Origin of the sequence: Pseudomonas sp. 22085 (genome assembly GCF_052045815.1) — a bacterium.
Lineage (GTDB): Bacteria > Pseudomonadota > Gammaproteobacteria > Pseudomonadales > Pseudomonadaceae > Aquipseudomonas > Aquipseudomonas glycinae.
Genome location: NZ_JBQEQA010000010.1, coordinates 215673 through 230717, shown reverse-complemented (window position 1 = coordinate 230717; position 15045 = coordinate 215673). Strand labels below are relative to the sequence as shown.

General features: G+C 60.4%; 14 protein-coding genes. 8 read left to right on the top strand and 6 right to left on the bottom strand.

The features are described 5' to 3' along the window. The first annotated feature begins 685 nt into the window (after positions 1–685). The gene (locus ACTJK7_RS14940) at positions 686–1339 is read left to right on the top strand and encodes a trimeric intracellular cation channel family protein (RefSeq protein WP_234420575.1); all 654 of its coding nucleotides are present in this window, start codon (positions 686–688) and stop codon (positions 1337–1339) included. Positions 1340–1384: 45 nt separating this feature from the next. Here ACTJK7_RS14940 and ACTJK7_RS14935 read toward each other — a convergent pair whose 3' ends face one another. The 4 genes from ACTJK7_RS14935 to ACTJK7_RS14920 all read right to left on the bottom strand — a co-directional run bounded on the left by ACTJK7_RS14935 (position 1385) and on the right by ACTJK7_RS14920 (position 5050). Further along, positions 1385–2152: an SDR family oxidoreductase gene (locus ACTJK7_RS14935; RefSeq protein WP_064380507.1), complete on the bottom strand. Its 768-nt coding sequence runs from the start codon at positions 2150–2152 to the stop codon at positions 1385–1387. A 38-nt stretch (positions 2153–2190) separates the two neighbouring features. After that, positions 2191–3258 (bottom strand): phosphotransferase family protein, encoded by a 1068-nt coding sequence (locus tag ACTJK7_RS14930; RefSeq protein WP_064380505.1) that lies wholly within the window; start codon positions 3256–3258, stop codon positions 2191–2193. Positions 3259–3525: 267 nt separating this feature from the next. Beyond that, positions 3526–4494, bottom strand: coding sequence for a 2-hydroxyacid dehydrogenase (locus ACTJK7_RS14925; RefSeq protein WP_064380503.1), 969 nt, complete (start codon positions 4492–4494; stop codon positions 3526–3528). A gap of 172 nt (positions 4495–4666) precedes the next feature. Then, the gene (locus ACTJK7_RS14920; protein ID WP_085654255.1) at positions 4667–5050 is read right to left on the bottom strand and encodes a tautomerase family protein; all 384 of its coding nucleotides are present in this window, start codon (positions 5048–5050) and stop codon (positions 4667–4669) included. A gap of 273 nt (positions 5051–5323) precedes the next feature. Between ACTJK7_RS14920 and ACTJK7_RS14915 the strand changes: the two genes are divergently transcribed. The 3 genes from ACTJK7_RS14915 to ACTJK7_RS14905 all read left to right on the top strand — a co-directional run bounded on the left by ACTJK7_RS14915 (position 5324) and on the right by ACTJK7_RS14905 (position 7273). Continuing rightward, complete coding sequence (locus ACTJK7_RS14915; protein ID WP_007958836.1) at positions 5324–5518, top strand: hypothetical protein; 195 nt, start codon at positions 5324–5326, stop codon at positions 5516–5518. A 48-nt stretch (positions 5519–5566) separates the two neighbouring features. Then, positions 5567–5737, top strand: coding sequence for a hypothetical protein (locus ACTJK7_RS14910; protein ID WP_170928938.1), 171 nt, complete (start codon positions 5567–5569; stop codon positions 5735–5737). A gap of 255 nt (positions 5738–5992) precedes the next feature. After that, entirely contained in the window at positions 5993–7273 is a 1281-nt protein-coding gene (locus tag ACTJK7_RS14905; RefSeq protein ID WP_064380500.1) for an HAAAP family serine/threonine permease, read from the top strand. Positions 7274–7574: 301 nt separating this feature from the next. On the opposite strand, the gene acnB is transcribed toward ACTJK7_RS14905, so the two are convergent. Continuing rightward, a complete protein-coding gene (gene acnB / locus ACTJK7_RS14900; protein ID WP_108562552.1) occupies positions 7575–10184 on the bottom strand; it encodes a bifunctional aconitate hydratase 2/2-methylisocitrate dehydratase in 2610 nt (869 codons plus the stop codon). 468 nt (positions 10185–10652) lie between these two features. On the opposite strand from acnB, the gene ACTJK7_RS14895 reads away from it, so the two are divergent. Beyond that, entirely contained in the window at positions 10653–11123 is a 471-nt protein-coding gene (locus tag ACTJK7_RS14895) for a DUF1289 domain-containing protein (RefSeq protein ID WP_039767141.1), read from the top strand. Positions 11124–11247: 124 nt separating this feature from the next. On the opposite strand, the gene ACTJK7_RS14890 is transcribed toward ACTJK7_RS14895, so the two are convergent. Then, complete coding sequence (locus ACTJK7_RS14890; protein ID WP_011334765.1) at positions 11248–12111, bottom strand: universal stress protein; 864 nt, start codon at positions 12109–12111, stop codon at positions 11248–11250. Between the two features lie 159 nt (positions 12112–12270). On the opposite strand from ACTJK7_RS14890, the gene ACTJK7_RS14885 reads away from it, so the two are divergent. From ACTJK7_RS14885 to ACTJK7_RS14875, 3 genes are all read left to right on the top strand, one after another. Next, positions 12271–12879 carry a tRNA-(ms[2]io[6]A)-hydroxylase gene (locus tag ACTJK7_RS14885; protein WP_011334764.1) on the top strand — a complete coding sequence of 203 codons (609 nt, stop codon included), beginning with the start codon at positions 12271–12273 and terminating at the stop codon, positions 12877–12879. A 139-nt stretch (positions 12880–13018) separates the two neighbouring features. Continuing rightward, entirely contained in the window at positions 13019–13726 is a 708-nt protein-coding gene (locus ACTJK7_RS14880; protein ID WP_108562549.1) for a winged helix-turn-helix domain-containing protein, read from the top strand. Next, positions 13727–15013, top strand: coding sequence for an ATP-binding protein (locus ACTJK7_RS14875; protein WP_064380495.1), 1287 nt, complete (start codon positions 13727–13729; stop codon positions 15011–15013). Positions 15014–15045 lie beyond the last annotated feature (32 nt).

Below are 15045 nucleotides of genomic sequence, written 5' to 3'. Positions count from 1 at the left end.
ATCGCCTACGGTTTGCTTCGCTGCACCTCCTCTCGATGTGTTTGGCTTCGCCAAACGGTCGCTGCGCTCCCACCCCCGGATCAATCCCTCCACTCAGCCTGCCGACGGGCTCTGCGATCAAAAGCGGTACTTGAGCTAACGCTCATCGTTTTGAGTGGTGAGGAGCGCGAAGCCGACTTGTGTGGTCTTCAAAGCTTGAGTTTGATCGTTCCCACGCTCCGCGTGGGAATGCAGCCGGGGACGCTCTGCGTCCCAATCCGAGGTTCACCTGTGGGTGATGGCTTGTCGGCGGTGGCGATGGCGATGGCGATGGATTAGTCGACTCATCCCGAAAATCGACAGCAAATCCTGCCAGTTCGAGCCATTTCACTGGCACTTGCAGTCCACTGGTCTATAAGGAATGAGTGGTTCGGTTTCCATAACCGGGTGTTGTCCTGCTCGGCGACGGGAGTTTTCTTCCATTCATCGCGGGTCATCCTATGAACAATCCTGGGAAACGCGTGTGTTTTTCGTTGTTGTCGGCTGTCGGTCTGGTGCTGCTCAGTGGGTGCGCCAGTCCTCCACCGCCTCCGCCAGCTGCGCCGCCTCCGCCACCTGAGCGGACTTGTCAGGTCATGGAAAATACCGAGGTCGCCGGCGATGCCTACGCCGACGGGCAAGTGACTCGACACATCACCAAGACCCGTTGCGTCACTCAATAAGCCGGGCGCCGTTGAAGGCGCGGGTCGAGTGGATTGTGCTGGTGGCCGATCTGGTCGGCACGGCGGTGTTTGCGGTTGAAGGCGCGATTGCGGCGATGCGCAGTCAGCTCGATCTGCTCGGGGTGATGGTGATTGCGTTCATCGTTGCGCTCGGTGGCGGGGTGACGCGTGATCTGTTGATCGGTGCGGCGCCGCCCAAGGCTGTGGCGGACTGGCGCTATCCGGCGCTGACGTTTTCCATGGGCGGGGTGGCGTTTGTTTTTCATGAGCTGGTGCTGGGTTGGTCCGGTTCGACGCTGATCGTGCTGGATGCGGCGGGGTTGGCGTTGTTTGCCGTGGCAGGGGCGCAGAAGGCCTTGAATTTCGGCATCTCGCCGTTTGTGGCCATGCTGATGGGCACGATTACCGGGGTCGGTGGCGGGGTGCTGCGTGACATTGTGCTGGCGCGGGTGCCAGTGGTGTTGCAGGCGGACTTGTATGCCAGTTCGGCGTTTGTCGGGGCGGCGGTGTTGATTGTCGGGCGCAGGCTGGGTGTTCCGCCGGTGGCAGCTGCGTTGCTGGCCGGAGCGGCGTGTTTGTTGTTGCGGTTGTTGTCGGTGCATTTCGGCTGGCAGTTGCCGAAGGTGCCGGGGGCATGAAAAAGGCAGCCCTTGGGCTGCCTTTTCTTTTGCGTCAGAAGCGGATCAGGACAGGAATCCGCCGTCCACGTTCAGCGATACGCCGGTGGTGTAGCTCGAGGCATCGCTCGCCAGGTACAGCACGGCGCCGGCCATTTCGCTCGGGTCGGCTACGCGTTTGAGCGGGATCTGTGTCAGGGCCTGTTTCAGGATCGCGTCGTTCTTCACCAGGGCCGAGGCGAATTTGGTGTCGGTCAGGCCCGGCAGCAGGGCGTTGCAGCGGATGCCGAACTGCGCGCATTCCTTGGCGAAGACCTTGGTCATGTTGATCACGGCAGCTTTGGTCACCGAGTAGATGCCCTGGAAGATCCCCGGCGAAATGCCGTTGATCGAGGCCACGTTGATGATGCTGCCGCCGCCGTTTTCGCGCATCAGCTTGCCGGCTTCCACCGACATGAAGAAGTAGCCGCGGATGTTCACGTCGACGGTTTTCTGGAAGGCGCCGAGGTCGGTGTCCAGCACGTTGCAGAACTGTGGGTTGGTCGCGGCGTTGTTGACCAGGATGTCCAGGCGCCCGAACTGTTCCTTGATGCCGGCGAAGACCTGGCTGATCTGTTCCATTTCGCCGATGTGGCAGGCGATGGCGGTGGCCTTGCCGCCGGCGGCGATGATGGCGTCGGCCACGTGTTGGCAGCCTTCGAGCTTGCGGCTCGAAACGATCACGTGGGCGCCTTGCTGGGCCAGCAGTTTGGCGATGGCTTCACCGATGCCGCGGCTGGCGCCGGAGACGAAAGCGATCTTGCCGTCGAGGTCGAACAACTGAGTCTTGGACATGGGATTCCCTTGTAGTAAGCCTTGTTATAACGCCGTCATCAGAGGCTGGATTTGTCAATGACCTGCAGGCTCATCTGTTCCAGCAGTTTGTTCATGTGAATGAACTGCGCGAAGCGTTTGTCCTGGGTCTGGCCATGGAAGAAGCGGTAGTAAATCTGCTGCACGATGCCGGCCAGGCGGAACAGGCCGTAGGTGTAGTAGAAGTCGAAATTGTCGATCTGGATGCCCGAACGCTCGGCGTAGTAATCGACGAATTCGCGGCGCGTCAGCATGCCCGGGGCGTGGCTTGGCTGGCGGCGCATCAGTTGTACCGGCGCCGGATCGTCGGCCTGGATCCAGTAGGCGAGGGTGTTGCCCAGATCCATCAATGGATCGCCAAGGGTAGTCAGTTCCCAGTCGAGCACGCCGATGATCTGCATCGGGTTGCTCGGGTCGAGGATGACGTTGTCGAAGCGGTAGTCGTTGTGGACGATGCTGGAGGTCGGGTGATCGGCCGGCATCTTGTCGTTGAGCCAGGCTTTGACCTGTTCCCAGTGCGGTGCGTCCGGGGTCAGGGCTTTCTCGTAGCGTTCGCTCCAGCCTTTGATCTGGCGGGCGACGTAGCCTTCCGGTTTGCCCAGATCGCCGAGGCCGCAGGCTTTGTAGTCGACCCGATGCAGCTCGACGAAACGGTCGATGAAACTCTTGCACAGGGCTTCGGTTTTGGCCGCGTCCAGGCCCAGTTCCGGCGGCAGGTCCGAGCGCAGGATGATCCCCCTGACCCGTTCCATCACATAGAACTCGGCACCGATCACTGACTCATCGGTGCAGTGCACATAGGCTTTCGGGCAATACGGGAAACCGTCGCGCAACTGGTTGAGGATGCGGAATTCGCGGCCCATGTCGTGGGCGGACTTGGCTTTGTGGCCGAACGGCGGACGGCGCAGGACGAATTCCTGGTCCGGGTATTCCAGCAGGTAGGTCAGGTTCGACGCGCCGCCGGGAAACTGGCTGATCTGCGGTGTGCCGGTCAGGCCCGGAATGTGCGCTTTGAGGTACGGATCGATCAGGCTGGCATCGAGTTCTTCGCCAGAGCGGATACGGGTGGACTGGTCAGTAAGCGCCATGCTTATCCCTTCTGCTTATTTTGGAGGCCAGACATCATTGGCTAATCTAATGGCGCGCTCGGGCGGTCACAAGCGCGGTTCGGTCTTATAGGTTAGCGTGTTGGACGGTAATCAACTTTGGGAATGGGCGCGGCGGGCCGCTCGCGACTAAGGTTTAGCGCGTATGCCTTGTTCAGAAGCGAGCCTGGAAACAGGCTGCGCGAAAGTCTGTGCCAGCGCTGCCCTTCCATGCGCAGCCTGGCGTCTGAGGACTTTGCCCAGCGTGCTTCAGTGCACGCGCTGGTTGTTGAGTTTCGGCGGTAGCTGGAGCGGCGTCAGCACCGGTTGCCCGGAAAAGAACGCCACCAGATTCTTGCCCACCAGCTCAACGGTGCCTTGAGTGGCTTCCGGTGACAACCCGGCGACGTGAGGGGTAAGAAGCACGTTGCTGAGGTTTTTCAGCGCATCGGGCACTTGCGGCTCGTGATCGAAGACATCCAGCGCTGCGCCGGCGATTCGACGTTGTTCCAGTGCGGCGATCAAGTCGGCAGTGGCGATCACGCTGGCACGGGCAATGTTGACGATGAAACCATTGGGCCCCAGGGCATCAAGCACCGGGCGGGTCACCAGATGCTGGCTGCCGATGCCGCCGGGCGTGGCAACCACCAGAAAATCCGAGGCCCGCGCCAGTTCGGTCGGCGTTGAACAAAATGCGTAAGGCACATCACTGCGCACCTGGCGATTGTGATAGCTGATCTCCATGTCGAAGCCCAGCCCCGCGCGTTTGGCAATCGCCATCCCCACCGCGCCCAGACCGAGAATCCCCAGGCGCTTGCCGGCCAGCGAAGGGCGCATGATCTTCGGCCACTCGCCCCGACGCACCGCCGCATCGCAGCGCGGGATGTCGCGCACCAGCGCCAACAGCATCGCCATGGCGTGGTCGGCCACCGACGAAGCGTTGACGCCGGCGCCGTTGGTCACGGTCAGCCCACGGTCGCTGGCGGCTTGCAGGTCGACCTGCTCGTAACCGGCGCCGATCACGCAGATGATTTTCAGCGCGGGCAATGCTGCCATTTCTTCGGCGTATAAGCCCAGCGGGCCACGGGTCAGTACCGCGTCGATCCGTGCCCCGTGGGTGGCAATGGCTTGCGCGCGTTCGGCAGGGGTCGGCGCGAGAATCAGATGAAAACCCTGTCGTTCGAGAATCGGCAAATAGTCATTGATGGTTTCAACCAGTACCAGAACGGTGGCGGGCATTGCTCGGCTCCTGTGATCGTCGGTCTTCGGGCGCAAAAGTCGGTTCAGAGTGCTGATTCCAGAGCGGTTTGGCAATGGCTGGCGCGGCCCCGCATCAGGCAGTGTAGGAGCTGATGCGGGGAGCGCGCGGGTGCTTCGTCAGAAGGGGATGTCGGTGCCGGTGGTCACAGGATCAGGTCACGTACTGGGCGATGCCGTTGCCGAACGACCAGTTCTCTTTTTTCACCTCCACCAGATTGATGAACACGTCCTCCTGACGCACGGCCAGTTGCTCGTTCAGGTTGCGCGCGATGGTCTGGAACAGCCGTTGTTTCATTTCCACGGTGCGGCCTTCGCTGATGGTCAACTGGATGAACACGATGCCGTCGCTGCGCTGGATTCCCAGGTATTGCGGGTCATAGACGAAGTGCTGGTCGTCGTGCTCGGCCAGCACCTGGAAGTTGTCGTGTTCCGGCACATTGATCTCGCTGCGCAGGGCGGCGTAGATCACTTCACCAATGCGTTTGGCGAACGTCGGGTCCGGGTTTTTCTTGATGTCGACGCGGACGAGAGGCATGGGATGGCTCCACAGGTGAGGGGACTGGACGGGGATGTCAGTCAATTCGCCATTGGGTATAGCCGAAAAATGCCAGACGGTGAGGTTGTTTAAAAACGTTAGGAAATGGACGCACCGTCCTGCGGGATTTACGGATGTTGCCTACGAGTGCTGCCGGATTCATCCGCTATACGGCGGGGTGAGAAGCGCGGAATTATAGAGAGCAGGACGGGATGCGTTCTTCATGACGAAGCAGTAATCCGGACGGAAATTGCCATCAGCCAAGGAAGGCCAATGCTTCAGAACAACCGCGAAAACCTGGAACTCGACAGGCTGCATAACGAAACGCGAAAACTGATAGCTGAGCGGCAGAAGCTTATGGCGGAACAGAAGAAGCTGAAGTGGGAGACGTATTTTTATCCAGTTGCGGTGGTGGCCGGCGTGTTGACGGCAAGCGCGGCATTGGCAGGCGTCTTTTTCAAGTTTTGAGCGTTCGTTTTCGCAATCTTCAGACACATGACTCAAAAGGAAATCAACATGAGCACCTATGACGCCAAAGCCAGAATGGAACAACTGGAACGGGAACACGATGAGTGGGCCGAAAAAATACGTATCAAAGACAGGAAAGAAATGCGCCCGATCTGGGCGTTGATGGGTCTGGGCATCTTTTGCATGTTCCTCGGCTTCATATTGGCCCGATCGATCTGATCGGGTTTTCCCATGGCACATTCGGCGCCGGTACATGCCATAAAACGACATATCGCGTATCTGGCGCCGACAGTCTTTTTCCCAAAAACGACAATCCTCCGGTCTGCTCCGCACAACCATTCCTCAGCTAAGTCTTTGCTTCTGCTCATTTATCGCGGAGAATCGCGCCCCTGTTTCGGCCGGAGCATGTCTGTCGGTTTTTTCCGACGCGTCCTGACCGAGTGGCAAGTGACCGGAATGCGGAGATCCGACCGGATGAATGATCAGGCCAATAGCGTCGAACAACGCTTTGAGGCGGCAGCACCAGCCGAACTGTCGAGCTGGAATCGCCATGACACTACCTGGATGTTGGGACTGTTCGGGACGGCCATCGGCGCCGGTACCCTGTTTTTGCCGATCAACGCAGGTCTGGGTGGCTTCTGGCCGCTGGTGATCCTCGCGCTGCTGGCCTTCCCGATGACGTTCTACGCACACCGCGGTCTGACCCGCTTCGTGCTCTCCGGTCGCGAAGGCGCCGACATCACTGACGTGGTGGAGCAGCATTTCGGCATCAAGGCCGGCGCGCTGATCACGTTGCTGTACTTCTTCGCAATCTTCCCGATCCTGCTGATCTACAGCGTCGGCCTGACCAACACGGTCGCCAGTTTCCTCGAACACCAACTGCACATCACGCCGCCACCGCGCGCGCTGCTGTCGTTCGTGCTGATCCTCGGCCTGCTGGCCGTGGTGCGCTGCGGCGAGCAAGTGATCGTCAAGGCCATGAGCCTGATGGTGTATCCGTTCATCGTTGCGCTGCTGTTCCTGGCGGTGTACCTGATTCCGCACTGGAACGGCGGCATCCTGACCACGGCTTCGCAAGTGCCGGCACCGTCGGCGCTGCTGCACACGCTGTGGCTGGCGATTCCGGTGATGGTGTTCTCGTTCAACCACTCGCCGATCATCTCGGCGTTTGCGGTGGATCAGAAGCGCCGTTACGGTGTCCACGCCGACGAGCGTAGCTCGCAGATCCTGTCCCGCGCCCACCTGCTGATGGTGGTGATGGTGCTGTTCTTCGTATTCAGCTGCGTACTGACCCTGTCGCCGGAGCAACTGGCGCAAGCCAAGGCGCAGAACCTGTCGATCCTGTCGTACCTGGCCAACCACTTCAGCAACCCGACCATCGCGTTCGCGGCGCCGCTGATTGCGTTCGTGGCGATCTCCAAGTCGTTCCTTGGTCACTACATCGGTGCCAGCGAAGGCCTGAAAGGCTTGATCGTCAAAAGCGGCAAGCGTCCGGGCGCCAAGGCGCTGGATCGCATTGTGGCGGCGTTCATGCTGGTGGTGTGCTGGATCGTGGCGACCCTGAACCCGAGCATCCTCGGCATGATCGAAACCATCGGTGGCCCGGTCATCGCGGCGATCCTGTTCCTGATGCCGATGTACGCGATCCGCAAAGTGCCGGCGATGGCCCGTTATCGTGGGCAGATGTCGAACGTGTTTGTCACCGCAGTGGGTCTGGTGGCGATTTCGGCGTTGATCTACTCGCTGACTGCTTAAGGTTCAGCAACAAGGTTCTAATTGATCTTGTGAAAAAGAAAGGCCGATCTGCCTCGCAGGTCGGCCTTTTTTGTGCCTGCGATCTTCGCGGGCAGGTTCGCTCCCAAGATGATCGTTCCCACGCTCTGCGTGGGAATGCAGCCAAGGACGCTCTGCGTCCTGAACCGTGACGCAGAGCGTCACAAGAGGCATTCCCACGCGGAGCGTGGGAACGATCAGCGCGGGGCGAGGCCCCATCCGGCAGGCATAAAAAAACGCCGCTCATCTCGCGATGGGCGGCGTTTATCATTGCGTTGCAGCGTTAGGCTTGAACGACAGGGATCTTGGCGTTCGCAGCAGCTTCACGGAACTCGGCAATCTGGTCGAAGGACAGGTAGCGGTAAACGTCGGCCGCCATGCTGTCGATCTTGCCAGCGTATTCCATGTACTCCTCGACGGTCGGCAGGCGACCCAGGATCGAAGCAACGGACGCCAGCTCAGCCGAGGCCAGGTAGACGTTCGCGCCGTCGCCCAGACGGTTCGGGAAGTTACGGGTCGAGGTCGACACCACGGTGCTGTTCGGCTCAACGCGTGCCTGGTTACCCATGCACAGCGAGCAGCCTGGCATTTCCATGCGGGCGCCGGCCTTGCCGTAGATGCCGTAGTAGCCTTCTTCGGTCAGTTGGTGAGCGTCCATCTTGGTCGGCGGCGACAGCCACAGACGGGTTGGCAGCTGACCCTTGACCTGATCCAGCAGCTTACCGGCAGCGCGGAAGTGACCGATGTTGGTCATGCACGAACCGATGAACACTTCGTCGATCTTCTCGCCAGCAACGCTGGACAGCAGGCGGGCGTCGTCCGGGTCGTTCGGCGCGCACAGTACAGGCTCGCTGATGTCGGCCAGATCGATTTCGATGACTTCGGCGTATTCGGCGTCGGCATCGGCTTCCATCAGTTGCGGGTTGGCGATCCAGGCTTCCATCGCTTGGGCGCGACGTTCCAGGGTGCGGGCATCGCCGTAGCCTTCGCCGATCATCCAGCGCAGCAGGGTGATGTTGGACTGCAGGTACTCGGTGATCGACTCTTTCGACAGCTTGATGGTGCAACCGGCAGCCGAACGTTCGGCCGAGGCGTCGGACAGTTCGAACGCCTGTTCCAGGGTCAGACCTTCCAGGCCTTCGATTTCCAGGATGCGGCCGGAGAAGGCGTTTTTCTTGCCTTTCTTCTCAACGGTCAGCAGACCGTTCTGGATGGCGAAGTAAGGGATGGCATGAACCAGGTCACGCAGGGTGATGCCAGGTTTCATTTTGCCTTTGAAGCGCACCAGGATCGATTCCGGCATGTCCAGCGGCATGACGCCGGTGGCTGCGGCGAACGCGACCAGACCGGAACCGGCCGGGAACGAGATGCCCATCGGGAAACGGGTGTGCGAGTCACCACCGGTACCGACGGTGTCCGGCAGCAGCATGCGGTTCAGCCACGAGTGGATGATGCCGTCGCCCGGACGCAGGGAAACACCGCCGCGGGTCATGATGAAGTCAGGCAGGGTGTGGTGGGTGGTCACGTCGATCGGCTTTGGATAAGCCGCGGTGTGGCAGAAGGACTGCATTACCAGATCAGCGGAGAAGCCCAGGCACGCCAGGTCTTTCAGTTCGTCACGGGTCATTGGACCGGTGGTGTCCTGAGAACCTACGGTGGTCATCTTCGGTTCGCAGTAGGTGCCAGGACGAACGCCTTTTCCTTCTGGCAGACCGCAAGCCTTGCCGACCATTTTCTGCGCCAGGGTGAAGCCCTTGGTGCTTTCAGCCGGTGCTTCCGGCTTCTTGAACAGATCGAACGCTGGCAGACCCAGTTCGGCGCGAGCCTTCTCGGTCAGGCCACGGCCGATGATCAGCGGGATACGGCCGCCGGCGCGGACTTCGTCCAGCAGGACCGGGGTCTTCATTTCGAAGGTGGTGATGACTTCGTCGGTACCGTGCTTGCAGACTTTGCCAGCGTGCGGGTAAAGGTCGATCACGTCGCCCATGTTCATGTTCGATACGTCGAACTCGATTGGCAGTGCGCCGGCATCTTCCATGGTGTTGTAGAAGATCGGAGCGATTTTGCTGCCGAAGCAGAAACCGCCAGCGCGCTTGTTCGGCACGTAAGGGATGTCGTCGCCGAAGAACCACAGCACCGAGTTGGTCGCCGATTTACGCGAGGAACCGGTACCGACCACGTCACCGACGTAGGCGATAGGGAAGCCCTGGCCGCGCATTTCTTCGATCTGCTTCATCGGGCCGGTCTTGCCTTGCTCGTCCGGAACGATGCCGTCACGGGCCATTTTCAGCATGGCCAGGGCGTGCAGCGGGATGTCTGGACGCGACCAGGCGTCCGGGGCAGGGGACAGGTCGTCGGTGTTGGTTTCGCCGGTGACCTTGAAGACGCGCAGGCTGATCTTGTCGGCCAGTACAGGGCGCTTCTTGAACCACTCGCCGTCAGCCCAGGATTGCAGCACGGCCTTGGCGTGAACGTTGCCGTTCTTGGCTTTTTCAGCCACGTCGTGGAAGGCATCGAACATCAGCAGGGTGTGCTTGAGTTCTTCGGCGGCCACTGGCGCCAGCTCGGCGTCGTCCAGCAGTTCAACCAGGGTCACGATGTTGTAGCCGCCCTGCATGGTGCCGAGCAGTTCTACAGCGCGCTTCTTGTCCAGCAGAGGGGAGGAGACTTCGCCCTTGGCCAGTGCGGAGAGGAAACCGGCCTTGACGTAGGCGGCTTCGTCCACTCCTGGTGGTACGCGATTGGTGATCAGGTCAACGAGGAAAGCTTCTTCGCCAGCCGGAGGATTCTTCAGCAGCTCGACCAGGCCTGCAGTTTGTTCGGCGTTAAGCGGCTGGGGAACGATACCCAGGGCTGCACGCTCTTCGATATGTTTGCGGTAGGCTTCAAGCACAGTTATTACCCTCATCAGTGGTCCCAAATGGGTGTCCGGGACGCTCATCCCGAAATGCTCGTACTCATGCGCTGCGTGGCGTTGTGGGCCGCTTAGCCAGAATTACCGGGCATTCCTTACAGAAGCTGCTTTCAAAGTTTTACGCCTGCAGAACGGGGAGCTGATGAGGGTTGGCGTTGGGCTTTTCCCCGCTGGAAAAACCCTACGCCAACACCGCTCTGAAGGAACGACTGTGCTCGTGACGCTTTGAAAACAGCTTCTAACGGACATTGGCGCCTAAAAAGGCTGGCTGATTCTACGGCAAAAAAAATTTAAAGGTAAGTCGCGCTCTATTGGACTTTGGTTGCGTTGTACGCGGCTCGGGTAAACCTTGATCCAGCGCTTGCCCCTGACGTTTGAGGGGTGATGAATGGCGGACAAAGGGCTAACATGCCGACCTGTTCCGCGTTTCAAGTGTTCTGCCCATTTATGCCCAATCAGACCATCAAGACCCCCTGCGTCGGCCTCTGCTCCACCGTTTACGGTGATCTGGTGTGCCGTGGCTGCAAGCGTTTCCACCACGAAGTGATCCATTGGAACGGTTACAACGAGGAAGAAAAGCGTGCGGTGTGGCTGCGTCTTGAGCAATTGCTGTCACAAGTGATGGCGAGCAAGGTCGAGGTCTTCGACCCGGCGCGCCTGCGTCTGCAACTGGAACAGCGCAAGATCCGCTTCGTGCCGCATCAGTCGGAATATTGCTGGGCGTATCAGCTGATCGCCCGGGGCGCGCGGGTGATCATTAATCTGGAAGCCTACGGAATGGTATTGCTGCCGGAGTTTCGCGACTGGAACCTGCCGGAACTGCGCGATGCCATTGATCGGGAATTTTTCCTGCTGTCGGAAGCACACTATCAGCGCTACATCGCCCCCGGTTTCCTCAAGGATGCCCTCGGTGACTGACCTATTGCTATCGCTGGCAAGCCAGCTCCCGCAGTGATGGTGTAATGCTCTCGATGTTGGACACACCTGAGTCCCTGTGGGAGCTGGCTTGCCAGCGATGACGGCCTTACCGGCGCCGCAATGCTTAATGCTTTACCGCTAACTCGACCAAATGGTCTTCAACCTCCTGGGGCTTGAGCACCAGCACGTCACTTTCCAGTTGATCCAGCACCTGTTCGGCCGTATTACCGATCAACGCTCCCGACACACCGCTGCGCGCCACGGTGCCAATCACCGTCACAGCCGCCTGCAGCTTGTGCGCCATGAACGGAATCAACACGTCCGCCGGACCTTCCTCGACATGCAAATGCTCGTCATCGATGTCGAACTCAGCCTGAAACGCCCGGCATTGCTCGCGATAACGCGCCTCGATGGTTTCCTTGAGCTGGAACGTCGGGTCGGCGGCCGACAGCATCGGTGACGGATGGGCGGTAATCACGTGCAAATGCCCCTTGGCCAGGCTGGCGATGTCGAAGCCGTGGTCGATGATCGTGGTGTGCAGATGACGGTGTTCGCCGTCGGCATTGCCGACGTCGACCGCTGCCAGAATCACCTTGTCCTTCCACGAACCGGCGGTCTTCACCAGCAGCACCGGAGTAGGGCAGTGGCGCAGCAGTTTCCAGTCCGCCGGGGTCAGCAGGGCCTTTTTCAACGGGCTGTCGGGGAAGTGCTGCTTGATCACCAGCCCGCAGCCTTCAGCCTGCTGCACATCGATGATGGTTTCGTGCAGGCTCTCGTTCCACGCCTGTTCGGTGGTGACGCTGTAGCCGTCCGCCAGCAGCGCGGCCTTGAGCACGCTGAGCATGCCGGCGTGATCGTGCTTCTTGTCGCAGACCAGCAGGTGCAGATGGGCCTGGGTCACCCCGGCGATCAGTTTGGCGCGCTTGAGCGCCAGGCTTTCCGCGTGTTCGGGTTCGATGACCACCAGAATGCTGCGAATGGCTTGCATGAGTGAGTCTCCAGCAATGAAAAGGCACGGCGTTGCACAACTATAGTTGCTGCTGCCGTGCCTGCGACTTGATGCATATCAACGCAGGCCGCTGGTGGTCTGCGGGCAGGCCGGTATAATCGGCGCCCTTCGCTCCAACACCTTTTGACCGTGAGCCCCATGATCCTTCCCGAAATCCACGAATTCCTTGGTTGCCGCACGCCTGACGCCTGGGTCCAGGCCGCGCTGGCCGATCAGGAAACCCTGCTGATCGACCACAAGAACTGCGAGTTCAAGGCCGCCAGCACCGCGTTGAGCCTGATCGCCAAGTACCATTCCCACGTCGATCTGATCAACATGATGTCGCGTCTGGCCCGGGAAGAACTGGTGCACCACGAGCAGGTGATGCGCATCATGAAGCGACGCAAGATCGAACTGCGCCAGCTCCACGCCGGCCGTTATGCCTCGAGCCTGCGCAAAGTGGTGCGCAGCCATGAACCGGTGAAACTGGTCGACACCCTGGTGGTAGGCGCCTTTATCGAAGCGCGCAGTTGCGAGCGATTCGAAGCGCTGGTGCCGCATCTGGACGAAGAACTCGGCAAGTTCTACTTCGGCCTGCTGAAAAGCGAGGCCCGGCATTTCCAGGGTTACCTGAAACTGGCCTACCAGTACGGTGACGCCAAGGACATCGCCCAGGTGATCGAGAGAGTCCGCGCCGCCGAGCAGGACCTGATCGAGTCGCCGGACGAGGAATTCCGTTTCCACAGTGGCGTACCTGTCGCGGCCTGAATTGTTAAAAACTCTTAAGAGTATGAAACATCAGCGAAAACCGGCCCAAGTGGCCGGTTTTTGCTGCCCGCAATAAGCGTCTCGCCTGTGAATGCCGCCATAATGTCGCCCACTTCACTGAGGGTTGGCGGCGGTTGTTATGGATAACCTGGGTTTTGGCAGAGTCCTGCTGGTGGAAGACGATGAGCGCCTGGCCGCGCTGATCGCCCACTTTCTCGAACAACACGGCTACGAGGTGCACACCGTGCATCGCGGCGACCTGGCCGTGGCCGCGTTTCTCGAATTCAAGCCCAAAGTGGTGGTGCTCGACCTGATGCTGCCGGGGCAGAGCGGCCTGCACGTGTGCCGGGAAATCCGCAGCGTGTCGGACACACCGATTGTTATTCTGACGGCCAAGGAAGATGACCTCGACCATATTCTGGGCCTCGAGTCCGGCGCCGATGACTACGTGATCAAACCGATCAAGCCGCCTGTTCTGCTCGCACGCCTGCGGGCCCTGCAACGCCGGCAGGTGCCGGACAGCGGTGTGGTCAGCTCGCTGGAATTCGGCAATCTGGTCATCGACCGCAGTTGCCGCGAAGTGCGTCTGGCGGGCGAGCTGATCGAACTGACCACCATGGAATTCGAACTGCTGTGGCTGCTGGCCAGCGCTGCCGGCAAGATCCTGTCGCGCGATGACATTCTCAACCGCATGCGCGGCATCGCGTTCGATGGCCTCAACCGCAGCGTCGACGTGTACATCAGCAAGTTGCGCAACAAACTCAAGGACAACCCTCGCGAACCGGTGTGCATCAAGACCGTGTGGGGCAAGGGTTACCTGTTCAATCCGTTCGCGTGGGAGTTGTAGATGCTGCGGTTATTTCTCGGGCTGTTTCTGGTGATGACCGTCGGGCTGGTGGCGGCGCTGCAAACCGTCGAACACACCTTCAACGCGTTGCTCGACAACCAGATGCAGGCCTACAACCGCGAGGCGGTGCGCGGTCAGGCCTGGTCGCTGGTCGAACACATGCGCGACCAGCAGGGCGCGGCGCGCGAGGCGCAACTGGAGGCGTTGCGGCCGCACTACGGGCTGACGTTGAGCCTGATCGAGGCTGACCAACTGAACCTCAACGATCAGGAAAAAGCCGAACTGGCTCAGGATCTGTTGGTGATCCGCGACGATTACACCCAGTTCATCAGCAACATCGACGGTGGTTCGCAGTTGCTCAGCATCAAGCTGCCGCCCGAGCCGAGCCTGATGCCGTTCTACATTGCCGGGGCCTACCTGATGCTGGCGGTGCTGCTGGGCATCGTCCTGTACTTCTGGGTTCGCCCGCACTGGCGCGATCTGGAAAAGCTGCGGCTGGCCGCCGAGCGTTTCGGCGACAACGACCTCTCGGTACGGATCCAGCTGTCCAAGCGCTCGAACATCCGCGACCTGGCCGGCCACTTCAACCTGATGGCGGCGCGCATCGAAGGCCTGATCGCCAATCAGCGCGAACTGACCAACGCGGTCTCCCACGAACTGCGCACGCCGATTGCCCGGTTGTCGTTCGAGCTCGATCAGCTCAAGCAGCAACCGGACGCCAGCCAGAACCGCGAACTGATCGCCGACATGTATGCCGACCTCGGCGAGCTGGAAGAAATGGTCTCCGAACTGCTGACCTACGCCAGCCTCGAACGCGGCGCGACGGTGATCACCCGCGAAAACATCCAGGCCGCCAACTGGCTCGACAGCGTGGTCGGCAGCGTGGCGCTGGAAGCCGAGGCCGCCGGGGTGCAGCTGTTGATCGTAGATTGCCGGGTCGACGAAGTGCGGATCGAACCGCGGTTCATGGCGCGGGCGGTGATCAATCTGCTGCGCAATGCCATCCGGTATGCCGAGCAGCGGGTCGAGGTGTCGCTGGTGCGCATCGGCGATCAATACGAAGTTCAGGTCAACGACGACGGGCCGGGCGTGCCGCTGGCCGGTCGAGAGAAGATTTTCGAACCGTTCTCGCGTCTGGACGCCAGCCGCGACCGCCGCACGGGCGGTTTCGGACTTGGCCTGGCGCTGGTGCGACGGGTGTCGCAATCCCATGGCGGGCAGGTTGAGGTCGGCGACTCGCCGTGGGGCGGCGCTTCGTTCCGCATGACCTGGGCGCATCTGGATTGATGAGTCTCCCTCCCCGGAAGGGGAGGCAGTCG

Excerpts from the sequence above, each read along its gene's own strand:
- ACTJK7_RS14895 (WP_039767141.1), top strand. The coding sequence starts at position 10,653 with ATGCCCAATCAGACCATCAAGACCCCCTGCGTCGGCCTCTGCTCCACC.
- ACTJK7_RS14890 (WP_011334765.1), bottom strand. The coding sequence starts at position 12,111 with ATGCAAGCCATTCGCAGCATTCTGGTGGTCATCGAACCCGAACACGCG.
- ACTJK7_RS14875 (WP_064380495.1), top strand. The coding sequence starts at position 13,727 with ATGCTGCGGTTATTTCTCGGGCTGTTTCTGGTGATGACCGTCGGGCTG.
- ACTJK7_RS14915 (WP_007958836.1), top strand. The coding sequence starts at position 5,324 with ATGCTTCAGAACAACCGCGAAAACCTGGAACTCGACAGGCTGCATAAC.
- ACTJK7_RS14925 (WP_064380503.1), bottom strand. The coding sequence starts at position 4,494 with ATGCCCGCCACCGTTCTGGTACTGGTTGAAACCATCAATGACTATTTG.
- ACTJK7_RS14905 (WP_064380500.1), top strand. The coding sequence starts at position 5,993 with ATGAATGATCAGGCCAATAGCGTCGAACAACGCTTTGAGGCGGCAGCA.
- ACTJK7_RS14935 (WP_064380507.1), bottom strand. The coding sequence starts at position 2,152 with ATGTCCAAGACTCAGTTGTTCGACCTCGACGGCAAGATCGCTTTCGTC.
- ACTJK7_RS14930 (WP_064380505.1), bottom strand. The coding sequence starts at position 3,258 with ATGGCGCTTACTGACCAGTCCACCCGTATCCGCTCTGGCGAAGAACTC.
- ACTJK7_RS14910 (WP_170928938.1), top strand. The coding sequence starts at position 5,567 with ATGAGCACCTATGACGCCAAAGCCAGAATGGAACAACTGGAACGGGAA.
- ACTJK7_RS14920 (WP_085654255.1), bottom strand. The coding sequence starts at position 5,050 with ATGCCTCTCGTCCGCGTCGACATCAAGAAAAACCCGGACCCGACGTTC.
- ACTJK7_RS14885 (WP_011334764.1), top strand. The coding sequence starts at position 12,271 with ATGATCCTTCCCGAAATCCACGAATTCCTTGGTTGCCGCACGCCTGAC.
- ACTJK7_RS14880 (WP_108562549.1), top strand. The coding sequence starts at position 13,019 with ATGGATAACCTGGGTTTTGGCAGAGTCCTGCTGGTGGAAGACGATGAG.